General features: G+C 71.7%; 25 protein-coding genes. 11 read left to right on the plus strand and 14 right to left on the minus strand.

The window, feature by feature from the left end; genetic code table 11:
* Positions 1-134: 134 nt before the first annotated feature.
* The 3 genes from ACSC1Q_RS11515 to ACSC1Q_RS11525 all read right to left on the minus strand — a co-directional run bounded on the left by ACSC1Q_RS11515 (position 135) and on the right by ACSC1Q_RS11525 (position 1700).
* Positions 135-341, minus strand: coding sequence for a DUF397 domain-containing protein (locus ACSC1Q_RS11515; RefSeq protein ID WP_436758651.1), 207 nt, complete (start codon positions 339-341; stop codon positions 135-137).
* 245 nt (positions 342-586) lie between these two features.
* Positions 587-793 carry a DUF397 domain-containing protein gene (locus ACSC1Q_RS11520; protein ID WP_436758652.1) on the minus strand — a complete coding sequence of 69 codons (207 nt, stop codon included), beginning with the start codon at positions 791-793 and terminating at the stop codon, positions 587-589.
* A gap of 43 nt (positions 794-836) precedes the next feature.
* Entirely contained in the window at positions 837-1700 is an 864-nt protein-coding gene (locus ACSC1Q_RS11525) for a helix-turn-helix domain-containing protein (RefSeq protein ID WP_436758653.1), read from the minus strand.
* Positions 1701-2167: 467 nt separating this feature from the next.
* Here ACSC1Q_RS11525 and ACSC1Q_RS11530 point away from each other — a divergent pair, with 467 nt between their 5' ends.
* The 5 genes from ACSC1Q_RS11530 to ACSC1Q_RS11550 all read left to right on the plus strand — a co-directional run bounded on the left by ACSC1Q_RS11530 (position 2168) and on the right by ACSC1Q_RS11550 (position 7034).
* The gene (locus tag ACSC1Q_RS11530) at positions 2168-2428 is read left to right on the plus strand and encodes a hypothetical protein (protein ID WP_436758654.1); all 261 of its coding nucleotides are present in this window, start codon (positions 2168-2170) and stop codon (positions 2426-2428) included.
* 197 nt (positions 2429-2625) lie between these two features.
* Entirely contained in the window at positions 2626-3024 is a 399-nt protein-coding gene (locus tag ACSC1Q_RS11535) for a hypothetical protein (RefSeq protein WP_436758655.1), read from the plus strand.
* 205 nt (positions 3025-3229) lie between these two features.
* Positions 3230-5422: a molybdopterin-dependent oxidoreductase gene (locus tag ACSC1Q_RS11540; protein ID WP_436758656.1), complete on the plus strand. Its 2193-nt coding sequence runs from the start codon at positions 3230-3232 to the stop codon at positions 5420-5422.
* A 101-nt stretch (positions 5423-5523) separates the two neighbouring features.
* Positions 5524-6078, plus strand: coding sequence for an HD domain-containing protein (locus tag ACSC1Q_RS11545; protein WP_386261421.1), 555 nt, complete (start codon positions 5524-5526; stop codon positions 6076-6078).
* 89 nt (positions 6079-6167) lie between these two features.
* A complete protein-coding gene (locus tag ACSC1Q_RS11550; RefSeq protein WP_436758657.1) occupies positions 6168-7034 on the plus strand; it encodes a Rieske (2Fe-2S) protein in 867 nt (288 codons plus the stop codon).
* 306 nt (positions 7035-7340) lie between these two features.
* On the opposite strand, the gene ACSC1Q_RS11555 is transcribed toward ACSC1Q_RS11550, so the two are convergent.
* The 4 genes from ACSC1Q_RS11555 to ACSC1Q_RS11570 all read right to left on the minus strand — a co-directional run bounded on the left by ACSC1Q_RS11555 (position 7341) and on the right by ACSC1Q_RS11570 (position 10845).
* The gene (locus ACSC1Q_RS11555) at positions 7341-7568 is read right to left on the minus strand and encodes a DUF8836 family protein (protein WP_329088968.1); all 228 of its coding nucleotides are present in this window, start codon (positions 7566-7568) and stop codon (positions 7341-7343) included.
* Between the two features lie 30 nt (positions 7569-7598).
* Positions 7599-8354 (minus strand): sulfite exporter TauE/SafE family protein, encoded by a 756-nt coding sequence (locus ACSC1Q_RS11560; protein WP_436758658.1) that lies wholly within the window; start codon positions 8352-8354, stop codon positions 7599-7601.
* Between the two features lie 112 nt (positions 8355-8466).
* Positions 8467-9840: an SPFH domain-containing protein gene (locus ACSC1Q_RS11565; RefSeq protein WP_436758659.1), complete on the minus strand. Its 1374-nt coding sequence runs from the start codon at positions 9838-9840 to the stop codon at positions 8467-8469.
* A gap of 210 nt (positions 9841-10050) precedes the next feature.
* A complete protein-coding gene (locus ACSC1Q_RS11570; protein ID WP_436758660.1) occupies positions 10051-10845 on the minus strand; it encodes an ABC transporter ATP-binding protein in 795 nt (264 codons plus the stop codon).
* 66 nt (positions 10846-10911) lie between these two features.
* Between ACSC1Q_RS11570 and ACSC1Q_RS11575 the strand changes: the two genes are divergently transcribed.
* Positions 10912-11631 (plus strand): Rv1486c family protein, encoded by a 720-nt coding sequence (locus ACSC1Q_RS11575; protein WP_436758661.1) that lies wholly within the window; start codon positions 10912-10914, stop codon positions 11629-11631.
* A gap of 153 nt (positions 11632-11784) precedes the next feature.
* Here the strand turns inward: ACSC1Q_RS11575 and ACSC1Q_RS11580 are convergent, their stop codons facing one another.
* Positions 11785-12435 carry a response regulator gene (locus ACSC1Q_RS11580; protein WP_436758662.1) on the minus strand — a complete coding sequence of 217 codons (651 nt, stop codon included), beginning with the start codon at positions 12433-12435 and terminating at the stop codon, positions 11785-11787.
* A gap of 150 nt (positions 12436-12585) precedes the next feature.
* Complete coding sequence (locus ACSC1Q_RS11585; RefSeq protein ID WP_436758663.1) at positions 12586-13761, minus strand: GAF domain-containing sensor histidine kinase; 1176 nt, start codon at positions 13759-13761, stop codon at positions 12586-12588.
* A 123-nt stretch (positions 13762-13884) separates the two neighbouring features.
* Between ACSC1Q_RS11585 and ACSC1Q_RS11590 the strand changes: the two genes are divergently transcribed.
* The 4 genes from ACSC1Q_RS11590 to ACSC1Q_RS11605 all read left to right on the plus strand — a co-directional run bounded on the left by ACSC1Q_RS11590 (position 13885) and on the right by ACSC1Q_RS11605 (position 17356).
* Positions 13885-14550 (plus strand): SDR family NAD(P)-dependent oxidoreductase, encoded by a 666-nt coding sequence (locus tag ACSC1Q_RS11590; protein WP_436758664.1) that lies wholly within the window; start codon positions 13885-13887, stop codon positions 14548-14550.
* A complete protein-coding gene (locus tag ACSC1Q_RS11595; RefSeq protein WP_436758665.1) occupies positions 14547-15659 on the plus strand; it encodes an S-adenosylmethionine:tRNA ribosyltransferase-isomerase in 1113 nt (370 codons plus the stop codon). The genes ACSC1Q_RS11590 and ACSC1Q_RS11595 overlap by 4 nt, the downstream gene beginning before the upstream one ends.
* A 94-nt stretch (positions 15660-15753) precedes the next feature.
* Entirely contained in the window at positions 15754-16293 is a 540-nt protein-coding gene (locus tag ACSC1Q_RS11600) for a hypothetical protein (protein ID WP_436758666.1), read from the plus strand.
* Between the two features lie 370 nt (positions 16294-16663).
* Positions 16664-17356, plus strand: a complete 693-nt coding sequence (locus ACSC1Q_RS11605; RefSeq protein WP_436758667.1) for a response regulator transcription factor — start codon at positions 16664-16666, stop codon at positions 17354-17356.
* Between the two features lie 163 nt (positions 17357-17519).
* On the opposite strand, the gene ACSC1Q_RS11610 is transcribed toward ACSC1Q_RS11605, so the two are convergent.
* Positions 17520-18389: a lysophospholipid acyltransferase family protein gene (locus tag ACSC1Q_RS11610; RefSeq protein WP_436758668.1), complete on the minus strand. Its 870-nt coding sequence runs from the start codon at positions 18387-18389 to the stop codon at positions 17520-17522.
* On the minus strand, positions 18386-19144 hold the full coding sequence (locus tag ACSC1Q_RS11615) for a GNAT family N-acetyltransferase (protein WP_436758669.1): 759 nt from the start codon (positions 19142-19144) through the stop codon (positions 18386-18388). The genes ACSC1Q_RS11610 and ACSC1Q_RS11615 overlap by 4 nt, the downstream gene beginning before the upstream one ends.
* 115 nt (positions 19145-19259) lie before the next feature.
* On the opposite strand from ACSC1Q_RS11615, the gene serB reads away from it, so the two are divergent.
* On the plus strand, positions 19260-20483 hold the full coding sequence (gene serB / locus ACSC1Q_RS11620; RefSeq protein WP_436758670.1) for a phosphoserine phosphatase SerB: 1224 nt from the start codon (positions 19260-19262) through the stop codon (positions 20481-20483).
* Positions 20484-20568: 85 nt separating this feature from the next.
* Here the strand turns inward: serB and ACSC1Q_RS11625 are convergent, their stop codons facing one another.
* The 3 genes from ACSC1Q_RS11625 to ACSC1Q_RS11635 all read right to left on the minus strand — a co-directional run bounded on the left by ACSC1Q_RS11625 (position 20569) and on the right by ACSC1Q_RS11635 (position 25921).
* Positions 20569-22725, minus strand: a complete 2157-nt coding sequence (locus tag ACSC1Q_RS11625) for an FUSC family protein (RefSeq protein ID WP_436758671.1) — start codon at positions 22723-22725, stop codon at positions 20569-20571.
* A gap of 210 nt (positions 22726-22935) precedes the next feature.
* Positions 22936-23409 carry a SixA phosphatase family protein gene (locus tag ACSC1Q_RS11630; protein WP_436758672.1) on the minus strand — a complete coding sequence of 158 codons (474 nt, stop codon included), beginning with the start codon at positions 23407-23409 and terminating at the stop codon, positions 22936-22938.
* 181 nt (positions 23410-23590) lie between these two features.
* Positions 23591-25921, minus strand: a complete 2331-nt coding sequence (locus ACSC1Q_RS11635; protein WP_436758673.1) for a sodium-translocating pyrophosphatase — start codon at positions 25919-25921, stop codon at positions 23591-23593.
* Positions 25922-26156 lie beyond the last annotated feature (235 nt).

Genomic DNA, 26156 nt, shown 5'->3' on the forward strand with positions numbered 1-26156 from the left:
CCCGCTGTCCCTGCTGTCCTCCGCCCGTCGCCGCCCGTCCCCGGCTGCCGCGGCTGTCCTCGGCTGTCCCCGGCGACACGAAAGGGGGCCTTCCCGCCGTTGGGCAAGCCCCCGGGCCCTGGAAGGACGGCCGCTCAGAGGTCGAGGGCCCCGCCCTTCACCGCCGCGACGAACGCGATCCAGCCCGGACCGCCGAAGACCAGCACCGGACCGCCCCTGTCCTTGCTGTCCCTGACCGCGAACCCCCGCCCGGCCAGGTGAGCCACCTCGACGCAGTTACCGTTGGTTCCGCTCTGCCGACTTTTCCGCCATATCACCCTGGACAGGTCAATATCAGACACAACCCACCCCTTCTCCTACGGGGGACCATAAGGCACCTTAAGGATGAAGGCGTGACGAAGAAGTTGCAAGGTATTAAGGATGTCTGGATAGAGCACCGTATCCTGAACGCTCTCCCGGTGTGGGATGATTCTTCCCTGCTCAACCGGTGGGCCCAATCCATCCGGTGGGGCGGAAGCGATGAAAACGCGTTAACCACAGTGGGGCGGCTCTTGTTCTCTCGGGTGAGTGCCAGGGCCGCTTCCCGCTAGATGTCGAACTCCCCGCTCTTCACCCCCCCGATGAAGGAGTCCCACGCGCCGGGAGCGAAGGTGAGGACGGGGCCGGAGCGGTCCTTGCTGTCACGCACTCCCATTAACCCCTCGCCCAGCTTCGCCACCTCGACACAATTGCCGCTGGCGGCGCTCAGGGCGCTCTTCTTCCAGATCACATCGTTGTGATTATTCGCGCTCATCATTCTTCCCAGAAATAACGGAACGGGCAGTGGAAAACCGCCACTACCTGTCCCAGTACTTGATTGTCTTTTTGATGATCTCCTGTGATGCCGTCTCGTCGAGGGCTCGTTCCATCAGATATCCGAAGGCGCGCTCGTACAGGTAGACCTTTTCCACGTCCTCGACGAACCGTCCCCCGGGGAGAAGCTCCTCGTAGACGACGTCCTGGAAGTCGGGAAAGGTCAGGTGCAGGAACGCCCCGGTGGACACCGGCGGCGGAACGTCCTGGGGAAGAACTCTCATATCCACGTGCTCCAGCTCCGAGACCTCGATCAGGTGCACGAGCTGGTCCCGCATGACGCGAGGGTCGTCGCCGTACTGGTTCTTCAGCACGGATTCGTGCAACACGCTCACGTGGGTCAGCGGATCGGCCTCGTGCAGCAGCGTGCGCTGCCGCGCCAGCCGTATCTCGACCCGGTCCTGGATCCAGCTCGGCGGAAGCAGGCTGGACTCCTGGTTCGCGTCGTGAACGCCCAGGACGTAACCCTCTGTCTGGAGAAGTCCGGGCACGATCTGGGGTTCCCAGTTTCGCGCCACGGTGGCCTCCGCCTCCATCCCGATGAGCGTGATGTAGTCATCGGGCACGGAACCGCGATATCTCTCCCACCACCCCTTCCGAGCGGCGTCGCGCCGCAGCGTGACCAGAACCTCCCGCAGGGACTCGTCGACCCCGTAGAGGTCGGCGAGCACCTCGACGTCGACCTCACTGGCCAGCGTCTTGGCGGTCTCGATCCGGCTGACCTTCGCGGTCGACCACCGCAGGCGCTCGGACACATCGTCGCCGGTCAGGTGAAGTCCTTCGCGGAGCCTGCGTAACTCCAGACCCAGCCGACGCCGGCGGAGCGCTGGACTGCCACGTTGCGGCATCACGACCTCCTCACCATGACGGGCGGGCGTGCGTCACGGCCTCAACAGGAACCCGACGAATGATAGTGCAAATTACACAGTCACTTACAGTGCATCTGTGGAAGTTTATTGCCTTTTTCCTTACGGCAAGTCTTGCAGCCAAATCTATGCTGAGCGACTATCAGAACAGGAAGCTTCTCGAAAGATCGGGGGAGCCACCGGTGATCATCCGGGGGAGCGTCTTCGAGAGCCTTCGTGAGCCACGCGGTACGGGAGGGGCGCGCGGTTGTCCGGCAACGGCGCCGTCTTCGACGAAACGGAGCTGACGCGGGGAGGCCAGCAGGGGGAGCACGAAAATCGGCCGGCGACGGCCCAGCGTCGCACGCATTAAGAAAAGTGCCCTCATCGGGCCCAAAAAACACCGGGCCGGCGGCCACCGACCCGGTTGGCACAAGAACTCCGCGTCAAAGCCACGAAGGGAGTCTCCTATGTCCTTCCACCGTACCAACAGAACCCACGGAATCAAGACCTTCATCCTCGATCTGATCTATGTGACCGATCGAGAGCTCTATATGGACCAGGACGAATGGGCGTACCGGCTCGGCTGGACCGTGACCAGGACCGGTTTCGGGGCCAGGCACTACCGCGAGCCCCGGTTCGACCTTCTCAAGGCCGAGCGGACCGCCGCTCCCGCGCTCGCCCTGGCGCCCGTCCGCGACGAGGGGGTGGGCGGTGACGTCGCGGCGTGACCCCCGCCACGGCCGCCACGGCCGCCACGGCCGCCACGACGGCCGGCCTCCGAGCCGGGCGGGCCTGCTCGTCCGGTTGTGGCGCTGGCGGACGGAGACCGTCCTGCTCTGCGGCGCCCTGTCCCTCACGGCCACCGTGGTCCTCTCGCTCCGGGAGGGCGACTGGTGGCCGTTCCTCGTTCTGGCCGGCACCGCCGGTGTCCTCGTCACCTCCGGCTTCTGGCGGAGTCGGAACCTGCGCCGAGGACTTCGACGCCTTCTCCGCCGAGATCGCGGCGGCGTGCTACGCCCGCGACGCCGTGATCCTCCGGCACGACAGGTGGGCGAACCTGCTCACCGTCGAGATCGTCCGCGGGGGTGAGGCCACCGGTCCCGCGGTGGGGCTCGACCGGTTCTACGGGCGGGCGAACTGGGTGAGCCCGCAGGCCGGGCGGGCCGCCGAGGAGAAGCCCGGCACCCGCTTCACCGCCGTCCCCCGCCCCGGGCCGGACGAGTTGCCCAAGCCGGACGGGTTCCCGGGATCGAACGGGTTCGCCGGACCGGACGGGTTCCCTGAACCGGACGAGTTCCCCGGTCGGCGACGACAGGCCGCGTGAGTCAGGAGGATCGCGCGGCGAGAGGCCCCGGAGTTCGCACTCCGGGGCCTCTCCACGAAGCGGGCGGCGGCCACGAGGGGCTTCTCCACGAAGCGGGTGGCGGCCACGGGGGGCCTCCCTACGAGCCGGACGGCGGCCACGAGGGGCTTCCCCGCGGACCGGGCGGCGGCCATGATGAGTCCACTCGCCGAACTCAGGAGTGCCGATGAGAACAGCGCACCGGACCTGCCCCCTCTGCGAGGCCGTCTGCGGCCTCCGGCTCACCCTCGACGACACCGGGCACGTCACCTCGGTCAAAGGCGACCGGGACGACCCCTTCTCCAAGGGGTTCATCTGCCCCAAGGGCGCGACCCTGGGCCACCTCGACGAGGACCCGGACCGGCTGTGCGTCCCGATGATCCGGACGGGCGGCGAGTGGCGCGAGGCGTCCTGGGACGAGGCGTTCCGCACGGTCGCGGAGGGCCTCGCGGGCGTGATCGACGCTCACGGCCGCCAGTCGCTCGCCGTCTACCTCGGCAACCCGAACGCCCACTCCATGGCCGGAGCCCTGTACGGCGGGGCACTGATCCGCGCCCTCGGCACCCGCAACGTCTTCTCCGCGAGCACCGCCGACCAGATGCCCAAGCACGTCTCCTGCGGCCTGATGCTCGGTGACCCGCTGGCCATCGCGGTGCCCGACCTGGACCGCACCGACTACCTGCTGATGCTCGGCGCCAACCCGCTGGAGTCCAACGGCTCGCTCTGCACCGCCCCCGACTTCCCCGGCCGCCTCAAGGCGCTGCGCGGGCGCGGCGGCAGGCTCGTGGTCGTCGACCCGCGCCGCACCCGCACCGCGGCCCTCGCCGACGAGCACCTGTTCGTCCGCCCGGGTACGGACGCCTACCTGCTGTTCGGCATCGTCCACACCCTCCTCGCCGAGAACCTCGCCAAGGACCTCACCTCGGCCGGTGCCGACATCGGCGGGGTCGGGGTCAACGGCCTGGACGAGGTCAGGCGGCTGGCGGAGGACTTCGCCCCCGAGGCCGTGGCCCCGATGTGCGGGGTGCCCGCCGGGGAGATCGTACGGCTGGCGCGCGAGCTGGCCGCGGCCCCGACGGCCGCCGTCTACGCCCGCATCGGCACCTGCACCGCGGAGTTCGGCACCGTCGCGCAGTGGCTGGTCGACGTCGTCAACGTCCTGACCGGCAACTTCGACCGCCCCGGCGGGGTCATGTTCGCGAAGCCCGCCGTGGAGAACGGCCGCCGGAGCAAGCCGTACGTCACGGGACGCTGGCACAGCCGCGTCCGGGGGCTGCCGGAGGCGAACGGCGAGATCCCGGTGGCCACCCTCGCCGACGAGATCGAGACGCCGGGCGAGGGACAGGTCAGGGGGCTGGTCACGGTGGCCGGAAACCCGGTGCTGTCGGCGCCGGGCGGGCCCCGGCTGGACCGGGCCTTCCGGGAGCTGGAGTTCATGGTCTGCGTGGACCCGTACCTGAACGAGACCACCCGGCACGCGAACGTCATCCTGCCGCCGCCGCGCGTGACGCAGTCGCCGCACTACGACCTGTCGCTGCTGGCCTTCGCGGTCCGCAACTACGCGAGGTTCTCCCCGCCGGTCCTGCCCCTGGAGCCGGGGCGCCCCTCGGAGGCCGAGATCATGGCGCGGCTGACGATGATCGCCTCGGGACAGGGCGCGGACGCCGACCCGGCCGCGCTCGACGAGCTGATCCTCGACCGGATGCTCCGCAGGGCCGTCGAGACGCCGGGCTCCCCGGTGGAGGGTGTCGATCCGGCCGAGCTGCGCGCCTCCCTGGACGGCGGCAGCGGGGCCGAGCGGCGGCTGGACGCCATGCTCAGGCTGGGCTCGTACGGGCTCTCCCTGGCCACCCTGCTGGCGAACCCGCACGGTATCGACCTGGGCCCGCTGGAGCCCCGGCTGGCGGAGATCGTCCGTACGGCCTCGGGACGGGTGGAGCTGGCCCCGCCCCGGCTGGTCGAGGACGCCGCGCGGCTGCGCGGGCGGCTCGCCGTACCGCCCGCGGAGATCGTGCTGATCGGGCGGCGCCACCTGCGCTCCAACAACAGCTGGCTGCACAACGTGGAACCGCTGGTCGGCGGGACCAACCGGTGCACCCTGCAGATCAACCCGGACGACGTGAGCAGGCTCGGGCTGGGCGAGCGCGCCGTGGTGCGCTCGGCCGCGGGCGAGCTGGTCGTGCCGCTGGAACCGACCGACACGATCATGCCGGGGGTGGTGAGCCTGCCCCACGGATGGGGGCACGCGGGCACCTCGCAACCGGTGGCCGCCAAGCACGCCGGGGTGAACGCGAACACGCTCACGGACGATTCCGTCGTGGACGCGCCCTCGGGAAACGCCGTGTTCAACGGGGTTCCGGTCACCCTCGCACGGGCGTGATCCCATGATCGCTCGGAAAAGCGGGATCGACGCGCATTAGGCTTGCGCGCGTGACCACCCCTCCAGCACAGGACCGTCTGCACGCTCAGCTCACCTTCGCCATGGAGATCGACAAGCTCAGACGCATCGTCCGCCGCAACACCCTCATGGACGGGTCGCGGCGGGAGAACGACGCGGAGCACTCCTGGTACGTGGGCATGCTGGCGATGGTCTTGGCCGAGCACGCACCACCGGGCACCGACCTCGACAGGGTCGTCGCGATGCTGCTCGTCCACGACATCGTCGAGATCGACGCGGGAGACACGTTCATCTACGACGCCTCGGCCGTCGAGGCCCAGCTGGGCATCGAGCGCAAGGCCGCCGACCGGATCTTCGGACTGCTCCCCTGCGACCAGGCCACCCGGCTGCGCGAGCTCTGGGACGAGTTCGAGGAACGCAGGACACCGGAGGCCAGGTTCGCCAAGGCCCTCGACCGGATCGCGCCCATCATGGCGAACCATCACAACGAGGGCGGCACCTGGTCGCTGTACAAGGTGACGGCCGAGCAGGTGCTGGAAAAAGTGAAGATCATCGAGGAGGGATCGGCGACACTGGGCGCCTACGCCACCGAGATCATCGCTCTCTCCGTCAGCCGGGGGCATTTGGCGCGTGCATAACGTCGTTCTCGGGTAGGTCCCTATGGGTTGAGAAAGGGGCGATGGTGAAGGAAACCGTAAAAACAGGGCGCCGGACCTTCAGACGTCTGGTGCCCGGGGTCGAGTTCACCGATCGGATCGAGCGCTCACCCAGGGCCGACAGGCCGATCCGCATACTCGCCAAGGCCGTACGCCGGCGGATCGGCCCCGGACCGCTCCGCGACCTGCTGCACGGGGTGCCGACCGGCAAGCCGCTCCATCCACCGCTCGCCAACCTCAGCCTGGGGCTCTGGGCCGCGACGGCGGTGCTGGACGTGACCCGCCACGACCCCCGGGCGTCGCGGGCGCTGGTCGCCGGGGGGCTCGCCACCGCGATGCCCGCGGTGGCGGCGGGTGTCACCGACTGGTCCGCGCTCCACCGCGAGCAGCAGCGGGTGGGGTTCGTGCACGCGATCGCCAACCTGACCGCCTTCGGGCTCTACGCCGGTTCGCTGGTGTTCCGGATGGCCGGGCGCGACCGGACCGGGCGGGTGCTGTCGTTCGCCGGGCTGGGCGCCGTGAGCCTGGGCGGCTACCTCGGCGGCCACCTGGCCTACCGGCAGGCGGCCGGGGCCAACCACGCCGAGTCCGTCGCCCATCTGGTCCCGCTGGGCTGGCACGACCTGTGCGAGCTCGGCGACCTGCCCGACGGGCGCCCGGTGACGCGGCGGCTCGGCTACATCGACCTGTTCGTGCTGCGCGTCGGCACCGGGGTCACGGTCCTCGCCGACCAGTGTGCCCACCTGGCGGGCCCGCTCCACCAGGGGCGCCTGATCTCGGAGGAGGGGACCGCCTGCGTCGTCTGCCCGTGGCACGGGAGCACCTTCAGGCTCTCCGACGGAGCCGTCGTGCACGGCCCGGCCACCGCCCCCCAGCCGTCCTTCGAGACCCGGGTCCGCCGCGACGGCGTGCTCCAGGTCCGCCCCGCGCAGATGTGACCGGACGCCACGGGAACCCTCAGACGGAAGGCGTCCGTCCCGCGCGGATGTGACCGGACTCCATGGAGATTTCCACGCGGAGGCGCCGTCCGGTGACCTGGGCGCGACGCGGACTTCGCGCCCCGCCCAGGCACGACGGTCCGCCCGCTGACAGGCGCGTCCCGTCCGGGCGTGACGGTGTGTCCGTGATCGGGTACGTCTTTCCCGGGCGTGACGAGTGGTCTGTTGATCGGGTACGTCCCACCCGGGCGTGACGAGAACCGGCCCGCCGCCGGGCCGGTCTGTACTGGTCTGTGCCGACCTGTTCTAGGCCGGCTTGCCGTCGGCGGGGTGTTCGACCAGGGCGAGAATACGGCTGGACATGAAGCGGGCGGTGCGCACGGCCGTTCCGCTCCGGGTGACCTCGCTCACCTCGACGACGCCGCCTCGGGCGTTGGCCACCTCAACGCGGCGGCCCGCTCTGGTGGCGCTGACCTCGTAGGTACGGGAACTGTCTCCTGCGTCGATGACAACCTCGACTTTGTCACCTTTCATACCTATATAGGTACCCGGTAGGGGGCAGGTTCACCCGTACACCAGTTTGACTATCGCCACGACTCCGATGCAGACGATGAACCAGCGCAGCACCGGGGCGGGCAGCCTCCTGCCGATCTTCGCACCGAGGAACCCGCCGATCGCGGCGCCCAGCGCCACCATCAGGACCGCGAGCCAGTCGACCTCCGCGATCACGATGAACAGCAGCGCGGCGGCCCCGTTGACCAGCAGCGCGAGCACGTTCTTGGCCGCGTTGATCCGCTGCAGGCGGTCGTCGAGGAAGGTTCCCATCAACCCGATGAGCAGCACACCCTGGGCCGCGCCGAAGTAGCCGCCGTAGACGCCGGACGCGAGGATGCCTCCCCAGAGCCAGGGGCCGCCGTGCGGGCGGGCGTGCTCCCGCCGGGCGCTCAGCCACCCGTTGAGCCTGGGCTGGATCACCACCAGCACGCACGCCACGCCGATCAGGACGGGCACGACGATGTCGAACGTCTCCGCGGGAAGGTAGAGCAGGAGCACCCCGCCGGCCACCGCGCCGATCACCGCCGGGACCGCCAGCCTGACCAGCCTCTGGCGCTGCCCCCTCAGCTCCTCCCGGTAGCCGAGCGCGCCGGTCAGCGACCCGGGGACCAGGCCGACGGTGTTGGAGACGTTGGCGACGACCGGCGGCATGCCCAGCGCGACCATCGTCGGGAACGTGATCAGAGACCCGGACCCGACGACGGCGTTGATGCCCCCGGCCCCGATGCCGGCCACGAAGATCGCGACCGCCTCCCACGGTGTCATGCACTTCCCCTCACTGGTAAGGCTCGCGCCCATGACGGGTGCACGGCACTCACCGGATGGTAAAAGGAGATCGACGGTCATCCGGTGGCCGGGGTGTCCTTAAGGGACGTCCTTAAGGGATGTCCTCAACAGGGGCGTCCCTGACCGCTGATCTTCCTCTGACCGGGAATCCCTCCGTCTTGTCAGGCCTGCTCAGGGCCGAGGACCCGTCCCTGAACGGGGACTCGTCCCGCACCGGGGGCCTGCCCTGGACCGGGGGCGTTTCCGTGCCTGGGAACTCGTCCTGGACCGAAAACCCGCCCATGCCCGAGATCTCATCCTCGCCCGGAGACCTGCCCTCGCCCGGGAATCTCTCCACGTCCGGGAACCTGCCCTCGCCCGGAGACTGCTCCGCGTCCGGGAACCTGTCCTCGCCCGGAGACTGCTCCGCGTCCGGGAACCTGTCCTCGCCCGGAGACTGCTCCGCGTCCGGGAACCTGTCCTTACCCGGGGACCTCTCCACGTCCGGGAACCTCTCCACACCCGAGGACCTCTCCACGTCCAGGGGCCTCCCCGCGTCCAGGGGTCTCTCCCCAGCCGGGACCTCCTCCTTGGCCGGGAGGAGGTCCGCCAGGCCTTCGAGGACCCGCTTCAGGTCCGGCGAGGCGTTCCCCGGCGTGCCGTCGTCCCCCTTGGCGATCTCGCGGAGTGCCCGCAGGTACTCGCGGACGAGGAGCTCCGAGTCCGGCCTGCCCTCGTGGACGGCGCGGAAGAGCATGTCGATCGCGTCGGCCTCCCCTTTGGCCCGCGTCGTCCTGGCCTCGGCGTCGGCCCGCGCCCTGAGCACCGTGGCCTCCGCCTCGCCACGCGCCCTCAGCACGGCGGCCTGCCGCTCGCCCTCGGCGGCGAGGACGGCCGCCTGTTTCCGTCCCTCGGCCGCGAGCACCTCGGCCCGCCTGTCGCGGTCGGCGCGGGCCTGCCTCTCCAGTGCCTCCTGGACGGAGACGGGCGGGTCGACCGCCGTGAGCTCGACCCGGCCGACGCGGAGGCCCCACGCGCCCGTGGCGGCGTCGAGCGCCTCGCGCAGCTCGGCTCCGATCTCCTCGCGGGAGGCCACCACACGGTCCACGCTCATCCCGCCCACCACGTCACGCAGCGTGGTCCCGGCGAGCTGCTCGACGGCGATCAGGAAGTTGGCGATCTCGTAGGTCGCCGCGCGGGCGTCGACCACCCGGAAGGAGACGGTCGTGTCGACGGAGACGACGAGGTCGTCGGAGGTGACGACCGCCTGCGGCGGGAAGGCGACGACCTGCTCGCGAAGGTCGACCGTGTCCTTGATCCGGTCGATGAACGGCACCACGAGGTTCGGCCCGGGAGCGAGCGTCCGGTGATAGCGCCCGAACCGCTCCACGACGCCCGCCGTGGCCTGCGGCACGACGCGAACCGTCCGGTAGGCGGCGAACCCCGCCACGGCCACGACGACGAGTGCGGCGACGAGCCATTCCATGAGCCATCCCGGGTGGTCGAGTCACGTGGAACTCTTGACCCGGCAGGATATTTGCTTTTCCCCTCACCGGCCTTTGAACGACCGAAACGATCTCGAAACCGCCTCGGAGCCGGTGTGCGCCCAGAGCCGGCACGAGCCGGGACGCCTTGAGCCCGCGCCCCTTCAAAGCCGATGCGCCTCGGAGCCGGTGCGCCTTGGAGGCGACACCCCTCAGAGCTGGTGTGCCCGTGCGTACCAGCGGCCGTCGCGCCCCCGGTCCAGGGTGAGCGGGACGCTGAAGGTACGCGACAGGTTCTCCGCGGTCATCACCTGGTCGATCGGGCCCTGGGCCACCACCGAACCGTGCCGCAGCAGCAGCGCGTGGGTGAACCCGCTGGGCACCTCCTCCACGTGGTGGGTGACCAGCACCATGGTCGGCGCCGCCGGGTCGTGCGCGAACGTCGACAGGCGGCGGACCAGGTCCTCGCGCCCGCCCAGGTCCAGGCCCGCGGCGGGCTCGTCCAGCAGCAGCAGCTCCGGGTTGGGCATGAGCGCGCGGGCGATCTGGACCCGCTTGCGCTCCCCCTCGGACAGCGTGTTGAACCGGCGCCGGATCAGGTGGGCGCAGCCGAGCTGGTCGATCAGCTCGACGGCGCGCGTGACGTCGTGGGAGTCGTACTCCTCCGTCCAGCGGCCGAGGATGGCGTACGAGGCCGTGAGCACCAGGTCGATGACCTTCTCCTCCGGCGGGACCTTCTCCGCCAGCGCGGCGCTCGCGAGGCCGATGCGGGGCCGGAGTTCGAAGACGTCACTCTGGCCGAGCCGCTCGCCCAGGATCTCGACGATGCCCTCGGTGGGGAACAGCATCGCCCCGACCACCTGCAGCAACGTCGTCTTTCCCGCGCCGTTGGGACCGATGACGACCCACCGCTCGTCCTCGTGAACGGTCCAGTCGATCTCCCGCAGCAGGGCCGCTCCGTCCCTGCGGACGGTGACGTCCTGTAGCCGAAGCACTTGACCGCCCATCCCTTATGCCTCCTTGTGAATCGCTGGAACAAAACCTATTGCAGGACAAGCGCATATCGTGGATCGGTGCACCCTGATTCACCGATCTCGGCCACCCTGGTCTGCTGGGGCAATGCCTGGCTCGCCGGACAGGTAGGCCTCGACGAGGCCGCCGACCGCGTGGAGCGGCAGGCAGGCCCCCAACTCGTCGCCGGTGAGACCGGCGACCTCCCCCTCCGGGCGTTCCTCGCCGACCTGCGGATCGAGGGCGTGAAGTCGCTGCGCCTCGCCCTCCCCATCGCGGGCGACCCGCTCGGGCTCACCGGACCGCCCCCCTTCAACTCCGCCGCCATCGAGGCCGGGCAGGCGGCGACAGCCGTGCTTCCCAGCAGGTGCCTCGGGCTGATCCCGGTAAACGACCGCCGCGGGTCATCGTACGCCGGGGTTCGCTGGACCGTGCTGGAGGCCCGTACCGCGGCCCCCGACCTGCCCTCACTCGCCGAGGCCGAGCACGAGCTGACCCGCGCCATGCGCGTGGCCACCGACGCCCTGCTCGGCGTGGAGGGCCCGGCCCAGGGTCACCGGCGGCTGGAGATCGTGGACGACGGCCTGGCCCCCGGCTACCCCGCCAGGGCGCACCGGGTCGCCGCCCTGGCCGCCCGCCTCGCCGCGGTGCTCCGGGTCGCCGACGACCGCGGGCTCACCTCGGGCCAGATCGCCGTACGCGGCGAGGCCCTGCGCGAGCTCGACCGCGCGGTGCGCCGGGCCCGGGTGGTCGCCCACCACGCCATCACCGAGCTGGTCTGACGGTCGTGACGGTCCGGGGGTGGATCACCGGGCGGAGGCCGGCTTCCGGAGCCTGACCGCGCGGCCCCCGCCCGCCGAGACGGCCAGGGTACGGTCACCGGGCAGGCCCTCGCCCCTCCAGCCGAACCTTCCCCGCACCGGGAGGCCGGGCGCTCAGGCCAGGCCGTTCCGTACCGCGTAGAGTGCGGCCTGGGTCCTGTCCTGCACGCCCAGCTTCATCAGCACGTTGGAGACGTGGGTCTTCACCGTCTTCTCCGCCACCGCGAGCTGCCTGGCGATCTCCCGGTTGGAGCGGCCCGACGCGATCAGCGCGAGCACCTCGCGCTCCCGGTCGGTCAGCGGCGCCACGTGCCTGCCCTCACGACCGCCCTCCCCCGCGGCCGGAACGGGCCCGGGACCCGACAGCATCGCCTCGGCGGCCTCAGGGGCGAGCAGCACCTGGCCGCCGTGCACCGCCCGGATCGCCCGCACGAGCGCGGCCGGTTCGACGTCCTTGTAGAGGAAACCCGCCGCGCCCGCCCGCATCGCCGGGGCCACGTCGCCCCTGTCGCTGACCGAGGTCAGCACGAGCACCCTCGGCGACAGCCCTCGTTCCCCCAGCAGGAGCAGCGCGCCGAGCCCGTCGAGGACCGGCATCCTCAGGTCGAGCAGCAGCACGTCGGGGGCGAGGGAGCCGACCAGGGCGACCGCCTCGGCCCCGTCGGCGGCCTCGCCGACCACGTCCAGGTCCTCCTGCAGGTCCAGGAAGGTGCGAAGGCCCTGCCGGACGACCGGGTGGTCGTCGGCGATCAGGACGCGGATCACCGGATCGCCTCCGTCCGGACCGCCTTCGTCCAGACCGCCTTCGTCCAGATCACCTTCGTCCAGATCACCTTCGTCCGGACCATCGATGGCAGGTCGCACGGCCACCCCTCCGGCTCACGGGTCACGCGATCCCCCTCCCCGTACCACGGATCATCCGGGCACCTCCATCCGGACGAGCGTGCCCCGTCCGGGCTCCGATCTCACCCGTACGATCCCGCCGACGGACTCCGCCCTGTCGCCCATCGAGGCGATGCCCAGCCCCCGGCCCGCCGCTGCGGTCATGTCGAACCCGGCCCCGTCGTCACTCACCTCAAGGAACACGCGCCCGCCCTCGCAGCCCAGCCGGACCTCGACGACGCGCGCCGCCGCGTGCCTGGAGGCGTTGTGCAGCGCCTCCTGGGCCACCCGGAGGACGGCCACCTCGGCCGCCGGTTCGAGCTCGCACACCGGTGACTCCTCGAACGAGAACGCGGCCGGGTGCAGCCGGTCGAGCAGGCGGACGTGCTTGCGGAGCGTCTCGGCCAGGCCGTGCCGGTCGAGTTCGGCCGGGCGGAGCTCCACGATCACCGCGCGCAGCTCGGCCAGCGCCTCTCCCGCCAGCCGCTCCACCCGGTCGAGCTCCCGCAGCGCCCGTACGGGATCGCCGACGACCAGCGACGCCGCGGCCTGCGCGGTGAGGCGCAGCGAGAACAGCTTCTGGGTCACCGCGTCGTGCAGCTCCCTCGCCATCCGGGTGCGCTCCTCGGCCAGCGTGAGCTCCCGGCTCCGCTCGTACAGGCGGGCGTTGGTGAGGGCGATCGCGGCGTGCGCGGCGAACATGGTGAGCAGCCGCTGGTCGGCCTCGGTGAAGCCGCCGGGGGCCCGCTTGTTGGACAGGAAGATGATGCCGAGCACCTCGTCCCCGTCGAGGATCGGCACCCCGAGGAAGTCCTTGAGCACCGGATGGGCGCGCGGCCAGTACTCGAACCTGGAGTCCTTGCGGATGTCGGGCAGCCGGACCGGCGCGCCCTCGCGCAGCATCGCGCCGAGCATGCCGTGCTGGCGGGGCATCGGCCCGATCGCGTCCCACTGCTCGTCGGAGATGCCCTCGGCGACGAACTCGGCGAACGCCCCCTGGTCGTCGGGCACGCCCAGCGCGGCGTAGCGGGCGTCCAGCAGCCGCCGCGCCGACCGCACGATGACCTGGAGCACCTCCCGGACCGACAGGTGCCTGGTCACCGCGAGGACGGCCGAGCTCACCGCGTGGAGCACGGCGTCCCTGTCCTCGCCGTCCTCGCCGTCCTCGCCGTCCTTGCCGGCCTCGCTCTCCTGGCTTCCTGGGCTCACGAACCGACTCTAGGCGGCGTCGGGCACCCGCCGCGTACGCCATCGGTCCTAGGCCCATCAGCCCACCCCGGCCCTGGTCCGGCGGCCGATGTGCGGCGGGCGCGCCACTTCTAGCGTCGAGGCATGACGAAGACCGCACTCATCACCGGCGCCTCCCGCGGCCTCGGCCTGGCACTGGCCCGCTCCCTCGCCGCCGACGGCTGGCGGCTCATCCTCACCGCGCGGGGCGAGGACGCGCTGCGAGCCGCCGCCACCGAACTCGGCGCCCTCGCCCTGGCCGGAGACGTCGCCGACCCCGCCCACCGGGACCGGCTGACGCTGGCCGTACGGGAACACGGCGGCCTGGACCTGCTGGTCAACAACGCGTCGGGGCTGGGCGCGGTCCCGCTGCCGCCGCTGGCCGGATACCCGGCCGACACGCTTGAGGAGCTGTTCCGTACCAACGTCCTGGCCCCGCTGGCGCTGATCCAGGCGAACCTGCGCGGGCTCAGGGAGCGGCGCGGCGCGATCGTGAACATCTCCTCCGACGCGGCGGTGGAGGCGTACGAGGGCTGGGGCGGGTACGGCGCGACCAAGGCGGCCCTGGAGCAGATCTCCCACGTGCTGGCCGTCGAGGAGCCGGACGTCGCGGTCTGGTGGGTCGATCCGGGCGAGATGTCCACCACCATGCTCGCCGACGCGGTCGGCGCGGGGGAGGCGGCGGAGGCCCCGGGCCCGGAGACCGTCGTCCCCACCCTGCGGCGGCTGATCGCCGACCGCCCGGACAGCGGCCGGGTGAGGCACGAATGAGCGGGCGAGAGGGCCGTACGAAGGGCTGGGGCGGGGTCGCGAGCCTGCCCGTGGCGGACGCCATGGCCGCGGACTTCGTGCTCCCGCGCGAGCTGGAGGCGCACGAGCCGCCGGAGGCCCGGGGGCTGACCCGTGACGGGGTGCGCCTGCTGGTCTCGGACCGGGGCACCGGGGAGGTCGGCCACCACGCGTTCGCCGAGCTCCCCGGCCTGCTCGGCCCCGGCGACCTGCTGGTGGTCAACAACTCCGGCACGCTCCCCGCCGCCGTCCGGCTCGACCGGCTCGCGGTGCACTTCTCCACCGAGCGGGAGGACGGGACGTGGCTGGTCGAACTCCGGCGGCGCCGTGCTCCCGGAGTCCCCGGCGCTCCCGGAGGCTCCGAGAACGTGGAGCCGGCCGGCGAGCCCTACCGGGGCGGCGCGGACGGGGAGTGGCTGCCGCTGCCGGGCGGGGCGACGCTGCGGCTGCTGGGGCGTGAGACGCCGCGCCTGTGGCGGGCGAGCCTGGACCGCGAGGTCACCGGCTACCTCCGCCGGTACGGCGTGCCGATCCGCTACTCGTACGTGGACAGGGACTGGCCGCTGGCCGACTACCAGACCGTGTTCGGGGTCCGGCCCGGCAGCGCGGAGATGCCCAGCGCGGGACGGCCGTTCACCACCGGGCTGGTGACCTCCCTCGTGTCGCGCGGGGTCGGGATCGCGCCGATCACCCTGCACACGGGGGTGGCGTCCCCCGAGAAGGACGAGCCGCCGTACCCGGAGCGGTTCGAGGTGCCCGAGGCCACCGCGCGGCAGGTGGAGCTCGCACGCGAGTCCGGCGGCCGGGTGATCGCGGTCGGCACGACCGTGGTCCGGGCGCTGGAGACGGCCGCGCTGGCCACCGGCCGGGTCCGGGCCGCGAACGGCTGGACCTCGCACATCGTCACCCCCGAGGTCGGGGTGCGGGCGGTGAGCGGCCTGCTCACCGGGCTGCACGAGCCGCGCTCCAGCCACCTGCTGATGCTCTCGGCGATCGCCGGCCGCGACCTGCTCTCGCGGTCGTACGCGGAGGCGCTGGGAGAGGGCTATCTCTGGCACGAATTCGGCGACGTCCATCTGATCACCGGTTAGCCGGCCAGTCAGTCACAAGGGTTTTCCAAGTCGGGCCCCGCATGCTGGGCGCGGTAATCGATGGGAATCACCGAATTCCGACTGGAGTAAAGAAATGCGCCGGCACCTGACCGCCTTCGCCGCCATCGCCCTGGCGGGAGGCATGCTGCTCACCCCCGGAACCGCGAACGCCACGGCTCCCCTGACCACCGCGCCGCAGGGAATCGCGGACAAGCCGCTCGCGCCGCTGAAGACGACCGTCTCCTACCCGCGCAGGGCCCGGGCGGGCGACTCGTACGTCTACACGCTCAGGATCAAGAACGTCGGCAAGTGGTACACCGACATCGCCTACGTCGGCGGTCACCTTCCCTCACAGGTCTCCAAGGTCCGCGTCATCGGCAAGCCCTCCGGCTCGTACTGCGAGGTCTCGGGGCGCGAGGTGGGCTGCCTGCTCGACACCCTGAACCCCGGCAGGACGGCCACCCTCAAGGTCAGGGTCTGGCTGAGGAACAGCGCCAGGGGCACCGCGACCGCCGATTTCGGCTCGGTCTCGATCGACGTCCCCGCGGGCGGGCTGGGCACCCTCGACATCTACGGCATCGACGTCGGCACCGACGTCAAGTACGTGCGGGTGAAGACCCGGGTTCTCCGCTAGCCACACTTTTCACGCACCGCCTCCGGCCGGGGGAGCATTACCGGAAACGCCTTCGACCCGAAGTGATCACCGAAGGCGATGGAGATCACGACGCCGGGGAACGCCCTGGCCGGCGGCGCGGTGCGGCACGCGCCGGACGAGCGGGCGGGGGCCCGCTCTTTTCCACTTTCCACGCCCCGGAACCATGCTCCGGAGCCACGCCCCGGAATCATGTCGCGGAGGCATGTCATGGAACCGCGTCCGGAACCGCGTCGCGGGACCACGGGGTGCGGGCAACCTCATATGCACGGCACCCGCGCACCGGGCAGTATCTCCCCATGACGAGTCCCGGGCGGTGCGCGACCCATGGCTGAGATGCGTGGCGGGATGCATGACTGAACCGAGAGCCGAACTGAGAGTCGTCCTGGCCGAGGACCACTACCTGGTGCGCGAGGGCACCCGCAGGCTCCTGGAGACCTCCGGTGAGATCGAGGTGGTCGCCGCCGTGGGCACCGCGGACGAGCTGCTCGACGCCGCCGGGCGGCTGCGCCCCGACGTGGTGGTCACCGACATCCGGATGCCGGGCTCGGCCGATCTCGTCCGCCCGGGGATGGAGGGCATCGACGCGGCGCACCGCATCCGCGCCGCCTCACGGGACATCGGGGTCGTGGTGCTCTCCCAGTTCTCCGACGCGATGTTCGCCCTGGACCTGTTCAGGGACGGCACCGAGGGCCGTGCGTACCTGCTCAAGGACCGGGTCGGTGACATCGACGAGCTGCTCGGCGCGATCAGGTCGGTGGCCGTGGGCGGCTCGGTGATCGACCCCAAGGTGGTGGAGGGCCTGCTCGCCAAGCGCGGGGTACGCGGCGGTCCCCCGCCCGCGGAACTGACGCCCAGGGAGCTGGACGTGCTCAGGGAGATGGCGCACGGCCTGTCCAACGGAGGCATCGCCCGCGCCCTGCACCTGTCGGTCTCGGCCATCGAGAAGCACGTCAACTCGATCTTCATGAAGCTGGCCCTGGAGAACAGCCCCGACACCCACCGCCGGGTGGCGGCCGTCATCACCTATCTGGGCTCGGCCTGAGCCCCTGTTCCTCCCGATCCCCGGGACGGCACTCAAGCACCGCACGAACTCGGCCTGAACTCCCGTTCCTCCCGATCCCGGAACGACCCCCAGGCCTCGCACGAAGCGGCGTACGGTCCTTCCGGAGGGACCCGGAACGTCAGGTTCGAAGGGATCCGGGACGTCAGGCGGCCACGGGGAGACCGTGCGCGGCCCCGGAGACCACCACAGAGGCGACGGACGACTCGGCGGCCCAGGCCAGCTCCCTGCGGTCACGTCCCCACACCGCGGGCAGCATCGTCACCTCCACCGTCAGTCTCCGGACGGCCACCACGCGGCGGAGCGAGGCCCAGAGGGGGTCGTCGCCGACGAAGGCGGGCCCGGTGGCCGGGAGGTCCTCCCCCTCCAGATACCTGATCGCCACCGGCCTGACCGGGGCCCCGGCGTCCAGGGCCGCCTGGAACACGGCGGGCCTGAAGGAGCCCATCCCGCGCCCGCACCAGGTCGTCCCCTCCGGGAAGGCCGCCACCGGGTGGCCGTCGGCGAGCGCGGTGGCCACACCGCCGACGGCCTCGGGCAGCGCGAAGAGCCGGTCCCTGTCGATGAACAGCGCCCCCGCGCCCGCCGCCAGCAGGCCGATCACCGGCCACACCCGCACCTCCCGCTTCGCGAGCAGGCGGCACGGCAGGACCGCCGCCATGACGAGCGGATCCAGCCACGACACGTGGTTGGCCACGACCAGCGGAGCGGCCCCGGCGGGCCCGTCGCCGACCGGGCGGAGCCCCGAGACGGAGCCGGCCATGAACGCGAAGCCCTGCCGCACCTCGACCCGTACGCCGACGGCCCGCAGCATCAGCCGGGACCAGGCGCTCGTCAGCCGGAGCCTGCCCGTCGTGCCGAGCCCGCGGCCCGCGAGCGCGAACACCGTCCCCGCCAGGAGGGCCAGCGCGATCGCCGCCAGCCGCAGCGCCCTGCGCGGCCAGGCGGCCCTCGATCCCGGCGGGAGGAGACAGCTGGCGGGCCCGCACGGCGCCACCGGCATCCACGGGTTCACGAGGTGGCTCCCAGGAAGTGGCGCAGATAGCGGGGGTCGGCCTCGGTCATCGAGAGCAGGACGAAGAAGTCGGCCGTGCCGAAGCCGGGGTCGTGGGCGGGCGGGCCGCAGACCCAGGCGCCCAGCCGCATGTAGCCGCGCAGCAGCGGCGGCAGCGCCCCGCCCGGCCCCGTGGCGGCCGCGGAGGCGTCCTCCCGCTGCGAGGGCACGGCGGAGACCGGGTCCGCCCGCCAGGGGCGGCGCGGCGTGACGCGGTAGCCCGGCGGGGAGAGCGGCACCCGCTCCATGATCCCGGCGGCGTCGGCCACCGGCACCGAGCAGCACCCGGCCAGCCAGCCGTACCCCCCGGCCTCCATGTAGCGGGCGATTCCCGCCCACATCAGCCCGAGCACCGCGCCACCCCGGTGGCCCGGGTGCACGCAGGCCCTGCCGGCCTCCACCATGTCCCCCCGGATGCCCGCCAGCGCGCCGAGGTCGAACTCGGAGTCGGAGTAGAGGCGGTCGGCCCGGCGGGGAGCGAGCAGCCGGTAGGTGCCGACGACCTCGTCCGTGTCGTCGCACCTCACCAGGAGGTGATCGCAGTAGGCGTCGAGCGGATCGACGTCCAGGCCGGTGATGGGACTGTCCAGCCTGGCGCCCATCTCCTCGGCGAAGACCCGGTGGCGCAGGCGCTGGGCCTCGCGCATCTCGACGGCGGTGGCGGCCAGCCCGACGCTGTAGCGGGCGAGGCGCGGCTCCATGGGAAGGGTCGTCATGAGTTCATGAAGACAGCCGCAGGTGACGCGGGACCGGAGTGCCCCGCGAACTCCAGGCGTCCGGATGATGAACCGCATTCACGGTCCGATCCCGAGCCAAGTACCGTAGGAACCGATGAACCAGCGCACGCTTCTGATCACGTTGAACGGCCCCGACCGACCGGGCGTGACCTCACGCCTCTTCTCGGTCCTGGCCGGCTTCCCCGTCATCGTCGCCGACGTGGAGCAGGTCGTCATCCGCGGCCGGCTCACCCTCGGCGTCCTCGTCTCGTACGCGGGTGACACGCCGACCGGCACCGGCGGCACCCTCGGCGCCCTCTGGACCGCCGTCGAGCGGACCGCGGAGGATCTCGGGCTGCAGGTGGAGCTGTCCACCGGCTCCGACCCGAAGGAGAAGCGGCGCAGGGGGCGGCTCAACGTCACCGTCCTCGGCTCGCCGCTGCAGCCCGCCGCGATGGCGGGCATCGCGGGGCGGATCGCCGCGGCCGGTGCCAACATCGACCGGATCGAGCGCCTGTCCAGTTACCCGGTGACCTGCATCGAGCTCTCCCTCTCCGGCGCCGACCCCGACACCCTCAGGGCCGAGCTCGCCGTCGAGGCGCACGCCCAGCAGGTCGACGTGGCCGTCCAGCGGACCGGCCTGCACCGCAGGGCCAAGCGGCTGATCGTGATGGACGTCGACTCGACGCTCATCCAGGCCGAGGTGATCGAGCTGCTGGCGGCGCACGCCGGCTGCCTGGAGGAGGTCGCCAGGGTCACCGAGGAGGCGATGCGCGGCGAGCTCGACTTCGCCGAGTCGCTGCGCCGCCGGGTCGCGCTGCTCAAGGGCCTCTCGGCGGAGGTCTTCGAGAAGGTACGCAAGGAGCTCGTGCTGACCCCCGGCGCCCGGACGCTGGTCCGGACGCTCAAGCGGCTCGACTACCGGTTCGCGATCGTCAGCGGCGGGTTCACGCAGCTCACCGACGCCCTCGTGGACGATCTCGGGATCGACTACTCCGCGGCCAACACCCTGGAGGTCGTCGACGGCGTGCTGACCGGGCGGGTGGTCGGCGAGATCGTCGACCGGCCGGGCAAGGCGCGGGCGCTGGAGCGCTTCGCCCGCGAGGCGGGGATCCCGATCAGCCAGACCGTGGCCATCGGCGACGGCGCCAACGACCTGGACATGATCGCGGCGGCCGGGCTGGGCATCGCGTTCAACGCCAAGCCGGTGGTCCGCCGCGCCGCCGACACCGCGGTCAACGTCCCCTACCTCGACTCGATCCTCTACCTGCTCGGCATCCCCCGCGCCGAGGTGGAGGACGCCGACGCCGAGGACGGTGTCACCACCGCCGAACGCTGACCGTCCCGGGCCTGTGGCCTGTGAGCCCCGCGCCTCGGAAGTGGTGGCTACCGGCTTCTCGGCGTTGGGCTACCGGCTTGTCGGGCTACCGGCTTCTCGGCGTGGTGAGGGCGGCCAGCCGGATGGCTTCGGCGCCGAGGCCACGCAGGGCGGGCTGTGCGGCGGCGGCGTGCCTGACGCGCCGGCGCAGGCCGGTCATCCTGTCGGCCACGTCCTCCCGCGGATCGGCCGGATCGGCCGGATCGGCCGGCTCGGCCGGCTCGGCCAGCTCGGCGAGTTCGGCCAGCTCGTCCAGGCGGCGGGCGGCCAGCGCGTCCACGTACGCGCCGAGCTCGTCGAGCACGGCGTCGAGATCGTCGGGCGGCACCCCGGCCTCCTCCGTCCTGACCGCCTCGGCGACCTTCTCCAGCCGGTCGGCGACGAGGTCGAGGACCGTCACCGTGGGCCCCGCCCCCTCCTCGGGCGGCGGCACCGCCAGCAGCGCGAGCGCGTTGTCCCGCAGCCGCCCGGCCGCCGTCAGCGACTCCCTGAGCCGCCGCGGCGCGCTGCCGCCCGGTTCCTTGTCCAGCAGGTCCAGGGAGTCGGCGAGCCGCCCCGCGGCGTCGGCCGCGGCGAAGCTCCGGGCGTCCATCTGGGCGGGGTCCCGGTCGATCAGCGACCGCACCAGGACGGCGTGGCTGTCGAGCATCTCCGCGATCCTGGTGGTCAGCCGGGCCCGGTGCCCCCTGGGCCACAGCAGCCGGGCGAAGACCAGCGCCACCGCGCCGCCCGCGACCGTGAGCCCCACCCTGGCCGCCGCCGCGCCCCAGTCGAGCGGCAGGGAGAAGTCGGACAGCATCAGCGAGAGCGGCGTGGAGAAGATCGCCCAGTATCCGTAGCCGGACCCGCGCAGCGCGAAGCCCAGCGCCGCGCAGACGGAGATGAAAAGCGTCAGGTACAGGTGACCTGGCGCGACCGCCAGCACCACCGCGGCGGCCACCGCGCCCACGGCCGTGCCCAGCACCCTCAGCAGCACCCGCTCCACCGTGTCGCGGTATGCGGGCCGGAGGCTGACCGCCACGGTCACCACGAACCACTTCGCGTAGTGCTCGTGGACCAGCGCCATCAGCGTCATGGCCGTGATCACCGCCAGTCCCACCCGGACCGGGTGGTGCCCCTCCGAGACCGCCGGCCTGCGGGGCCGTACGAACCTCGGCAGGCGGGGGCCCACCTCGACGCCCTCTGTGGCCTGCCGCGCCACCGAGCGCACCGCCATCGCGATCCGGTCCACCCCCTGGCGGACCTGCCCCACCAGCACGGCCGCGGGCAGCGGCGCGCCGCCCGCGCGGGCGGTCGCGCGGATCTCGTCCACCCGGTCGGCGAACCGCCCGATGGCGGCCAGCGCCTCCGGGATCTCCGACGAACCGCCGAGCAGCGCCGCCTCCCGCAGCGCGCGGGCCAGCGCCCCGACCGCCTCGTCCAGCTCCCGGACCCACTCCGTCCCGATGCCCGCCTCCACGGCCGCCGCGCGCAGGACGCGCAGCGCGATCGTCTGCTGGAAGACGCGGGTCAGCGTGGCCGGGAGCCGCTCCGGCGACCGGTCGTCCTCCACGGAGATCCGGTGGAGGGACAGTGCCCTGTCCAGGTCCTTCAGCGCGGTGACGGCCCGCTGGCGCAGCGGCTCCCAGCTCTCGTCCGCGAGCGGCGCCCTTCCCCCGGCCGCCAGGAGGTCGGCCAGCGCCGTACCGGCCTCCTCCACCGCCCTGCGGAGCGGCCGGAGACGCCGTACCGGCCAGACCGCCACCACCACCAGCACGGCCAGCAGGCCGCCCGCGGCCGTGACCCCCATGTGGAGCGGCACGCCCATGCCGGGGAGCGCGAAGTACGCCAGGGTCACGGAGAGCACCGCGGGGGTGCCCAGCGCCGGCCAGTAGACGCCCGCCGCCGCGACCAGGCCGACCACCACGACGGCGACCGGCGGGGGACCGGCCTGGATGAGCGCTCCGAGGCCGACACCGAGCGTGACCGCGGTCGTGGTGACGAGCAGCCCGCGAACGCGATCACCGTACGGCCGGCCCGGGGCATCGCCGAAGAGCGTGAGATAGCCGCCCAGGGCCACCGAGGCGCCCATCTGGAGGTGACCGAGGAGGACACCGAGCATCAGGGGGAGGCAGATGACCACCGCGCACAGCAGGCCGTAGCCCCAGGCCGGACGACCGGAGAGCCGGAAGTCGGCGCGCAGCGCACCGGTGAGCCCTCGCATGCCACCCCCGATCACGCCTCTCGCGCCGCCCCTCCCGAAACCGCGCCCTCCCGAAACCGCGCCCTCCCGAAACCACGCCTTCTCGGAACCGCGCCTTCTCGGAACCGCGCTGGATCCCCGGTACGTCCGGGGATCTCGCCGGGGGGGCTCGTCTCAGTGTTTTCGTGGGCTCGCCGGGGGCTTGTTTCACGGTGCCTCCGAGGGCTCGTCTCAGTGCTTCTTGGGGCTCCAGCGGGCGATACCGCGCCCGGCGTCAAGCCCGGACCACTCGCCGTCGACCTCGATGACGGCGAACGCGCCGGGCGGGAACCCGGCGTCGCCGTCGGCGGAGGTGAGCTGCGTGACCAGCTCCTGGACCCCGGGGTTGTGCCCGACCAGGACCAGCGTGCCGACCTCCGGGTCGCTCCGCCGGATCAGCGTGAGCAGCTCGTCGGGGTAGGCCTCGTATATGGCCGGTTCGATCAGGATCTCCGCGCCGGGGAGCGCCAGGTCCGCGGTCCGCCGGGTCCGTACCGACGGCGAGCAGAGCACCAGGTCGGGAGTGAGGTCCATACCGGCGAGGGCCGCGCCGACCTTGAGGGCGTCGCGCTCGCCGACCTCGGTGAGGGGCCGCTCGCGGTCGGCGAGGCCGGAGGTGTGGACCGCCTTGGCGTGGCGCAGGACGACGAGCGTGCGCGCCGTCATCGCGACGCCCACATGGCCAGGCCCACGATCACCGCGAACACCGCGACCATCGCCAGCAGGATGAGGACGAGTGTCTTGCCTCCGGAGGGCTGCTGTTCCATACCGGCCAGTTTCCCACTGGGGTGCCCCGCACACGCCGAAGGGGTGCACGCGGCCCGTGCACCCCTTCGTCAAACATTGCTCAGCTGGAGACCGGCTCCGCCTCGCGGTCGGAGTTGCTCTCCTCCGTCGGGGCGATGCTCGCCGAACGACGCTTGGAGATGACGACCGCGGCGACGACGATGCCCACCGCCAGCACCGTGATGCCGATGCGCAGCACCGGGCTGTCGGCGTAGGTCACCACGGCCGGGGCGATCAGCAGCGCCACGAGGTTCATCACCTTGAGGAGCGGGTTGATCGCCGGTCCGGCGGTGTCCTTGAACGGGTCGCCGACGGTGTCACCGATAATGGTGGCCTCGTGGGCCGGCGAGCCCTTGCCGCCGTGGTGACCGTCCTCGACCAGCTTCTTCGCGTTGTCCCAGGCGCCACCGGAGTTGGCCAGGAACACCGCCATGAGCGTGCCGCACGCGATGGCACCGGCCAGGAACGCGCCGAGCGGGGCGTACCCGAGGGCGAAACCGACGGCGATCGGGGTGAGCACGGCCAGCAGGCCGGGCGTCGCCAGCTCCCGCAGCGAGTCGCGGGTGCAGATGTCGACGACCCTGCCGTAGTCGGGCAGCTCCGTCCCCGCCATGATCCCCGGCTTGGTACGGAACTGCTCGCGCACCTCGAAGACCACCCGCCCGGCCGCGCGGCCGACCGCCATGATCGCCAGACCGGAGAACATGAACACCACCGCGGCGCCGATGATCAGACCGACCAGCACGTTCGGGGAGTCGACGCTCAGGCTGAACGAGCTGAACGAGCCCAGCGCCTGCTTCACCTCCGTCGTCGCGCTCGCCAACTGGGTCTCGACCGCCGTACGGAACGCGCCGAACAGCGCGGTCGCGGCGAGCACGGCCGTGGCGATCGCGATGCCCTTGGTGATCGCCTTGGTGGTGTTGCCGACGGCGTCCAGCGAGGTGAGGACCTGGGCGCCCTCGCCCTCGACGTCGCCGGACATCTCGGCGATGCCCTGGGCGTTGTCGGAGACCGGGCCGAAGGTGTCCATCGACACGATCACGCCGACCGTGGTCAGCAGGCCGGTGCCCGCCAGCGCCACCGCGAACAGGGCGATGGTGACGTTGCCGAAGCCCAGCAGGAAGGCCCCGTAGACGGCGGCACCGATGATCAGCGCGGAGTAGACCGCCGACTCCAGGCCGACGCTGATGCCGGACAGGATGACCGTGGCGGGACCCGTACGGGAGCTCTCGCCGATGTCCCGCACCGGACGGCGGTTCGTCTCGGTGAAGTAGCCGGTGAGGATCTGGATGGCGCTCGCCAGCACCAGGCCGATGAGCACCGCCCCGACCGCGATCAGGCGCGGGTCCGAGGTGACCGCGGCGATCTCCGGGCTCACACCGGTCAGCCCGGAGAAGGTGGCCGGCAGGTAGAGGTAGGCCGCGACGGCGACGAGGATCGCCGAGATGGCCGCCGAGATGAAGAAGCCCCGGTTGATCGCGGCCATCGCGTTGCGGTCGCCGGCGCGCGGGGCGGTGACGAAGATGCCGATGATCGCCGTGATCACACCGATCATGGGCACGATCAGCGGGAACACCAGTCCCTCGACGCCGAAGGCCACCTTGCCCAGGATCAGGCTGGCGACGAGCATGACCGCGTAGGACTCGAACAGGTCGGCGGCCATGCCCGCGCAGTCGCCCACGTTGTCGCCGACGTTGTCGGCGATGGTGGCGGCGTTGCGCGGATCGTCCTCGGGAATGCCCTGCTCGACCTTGCCGACCAGGTCGGCGCCGACGTCGGCGGCCTTGGTGAAGATGCCTCCGCCGACTCGCATGAACATGGCGAGCAGCGCGGCGCCGAAGCCGAAGCCCTCCAGCACGGCCGGGGCGTCGCCCCCGTAGGTGATCACCACCACGGCCGCACCGAGGAGGCCGAGGCCAACGGTGATCATTCCGGCCACGCCGCCGGTGCGGAAGGCGATCCGCATGGCGACCTTCTCACCGGACGCGCGGGCCGCGGCGGCGACGCGGACGTTGCCGCGCACCGCCAGCCACATGCCGATGAATCCGGTCAGCGCGGAGAACAGCGCGCCGACGACGAAGAAAGCCGATCTGCCGATCCTCACGCTGGTCGTCTCGGCGGGAAGGAGATACAGCAGGAACGGAATCAGGATGACGAACAACGCGAGCGTCCGGAACTGCCGCGTAAGGTACGCGGAAGCTCCTTCCTGGACGGCTCGCGCGATGTTCTGCATACGTTCGGTGCCTTGGTCGGCGGCCAGCACCTCACGCACCAGGGTGCCGGCGACGGCGAGTGCGAGCAGGGCGACGACGGCGACCACGATGATGATGGTGAAGTGGTGACCACTCAGGGATACCGCTGGCTCTGCAGCGGCGAGATGGAGCACAGACATCCGACTCTCCTTGGCAAGACGGGAACACGTCCTGCCCGGAGTGCGCTGCGATGAGATTAGGCGGCTGAAGCGGCGCACATCCGGGATGGTTGGCAGTGCCGCTTCCAGTTGCAGACCCCCACGGAGGGCGGCTCGCGTGCGGGCCGCTCCGAAGGATAAACCTTGGCCGGTTCCGGGAGTCTACGCAGCGACGACGCGGATATGAAGCCTCTGCCCACGCCCAATTGGCGACTCG

Origin of the sequence: Streptosporangium heterodermiicola (assembly GCF_051390675.1) — a bacterium.
Taxonomy (GTDB): domain Bacteria; phylum Actinomycetota; class Actinomycetes; order Streptosporangiales; family Streptosporangiaceae; genus Streptosporangium.

Coding starts and splice junctions, on each gene's coding strand:
- ACSC1Q_RS11540 (WP_436758656.1), top strand. CDS start 3,230: ATGAGAACAGCGCACCGGACCTGCCCCCTCTGCGAGGCCGTCTGCGGC.
- ACSC1Q_RS11625 (WP_436758671.1), bottom strand. CDS start 22,725: ATGCGAGGGCTCACCGGTGCGCTGCGCGCCGACTTCCGGCTCTCCGGT.
- ACSC1Q_RS11555 (WP_329088968.1), bottom strand. CDS start 7,568: ATGAAAGGTGACAAAGTCGAGGTTGTCATCGACGCAGGAGACAGTTCC.
- ACSC1Q_RS11605 (WP_436758667.1), top strand. CDS start 16,664: ATGACTGAACCGAGAGCCGAACTGAGAGTCGTCCTGGCCGAGGACCAC.
- ACSC1Q_RS11530 (WP_436758654.1), top strand. CDS start 2,168: ATGTCCTTCCACCGTACCAACAGAACCCACGGAATCAAGACCTTCATC.
- ACSC1Q_RS11565 (WP_436758659.1), bottom strand. CDS start 9,840: ATGGAATGGCTCGTCGCCGCACTCGTCGTCGTGGCCGTGGCGGGGTTC.
- ACSC1Q_RS11635 (WP_436758673.1), bottom strand. CDS start 25,921: ATGTCTGTGCTCCATCTCGCCGCTGCAGAGCCAGCGGTATCCCTGAGT.
- serB (WP_436758670.1), top strand. CDS start 19,260: ATGAACCAGCGCACGCTTCTGATCACGTTGAACGGCCCCGACCGACCG.
- ACSC1Q_RS11525 (WP_436758653.1), bottom strand. CDS start 1,700: ATGCCGCAACGTGGCAGTCCAGCGCTCCGCCGGCGTCGGCTGGGTCTG.
- ACSC1Q_RS11570 (WP_436758660.1), bottom strand. CDS start 10,845: ATGGGCGGTCAAGTGCTTCGGCTACAGGACGTCACCGTCCGCAGGGAC.
- ACSC1Q_RS11600 (WP_436758666.1), top strand. CDS start 15,754: ATGCGCCGGCACCTGACCGCCTTCGCCGCCATCGCCCTGGCGGGAGGC.
- ACSC1Q_RS11595 (WP_436758665.1), top strand. CDS start 14,547: ATGAGCGGGCGAGAGGGCCGTACGAAGGGCTGGGGCGGGGTCGCGAGC.
- ACSC1Q_RS11520 (WP_436758652.1), bottom strand. CDS start 793: ATGAGCGCGAATAATCACAACGATGTGATCTGGAAGAAGAGCGCCCTG.
- ACSC1Q_RS11630 (WP_436758672.1), bottom strand. CDS start 23,409: ATGACGGCGCGCACGCTCGTCGTCCTGCGCCACGCCAAGGCGGTCCAC.
- ACSC1Q_RS11560 (WP_436758658.1), bottom strand. CDS start 8,354: ATGACACCGTGGGAGGCGGTCGCGATCTTCGTGGCCGGCATCGGGGCC.
- ACSC1Q_RS11545 (WP_386261421.1), top strand. CDS start 5,524: ATGGAGATCGACAAGCTCAGACGCATCGTCCGCCGCAACACCCTCATG.
- ACSC1Q_RS11615 (WP_436758669.1), bottom strand. CDS start 19,144: ATGACGACCCTTCCCATGGAGCCGCGCCTCGCCCGCTACAGCGTCGGG.
- ACSC1Q_RS11590 (WP_436758664.1), top strand. CDS start 13,885: ATGACGAAGACCGCACTCATCACCGGCGCCTCCCGCGGCCTCGGCCTG.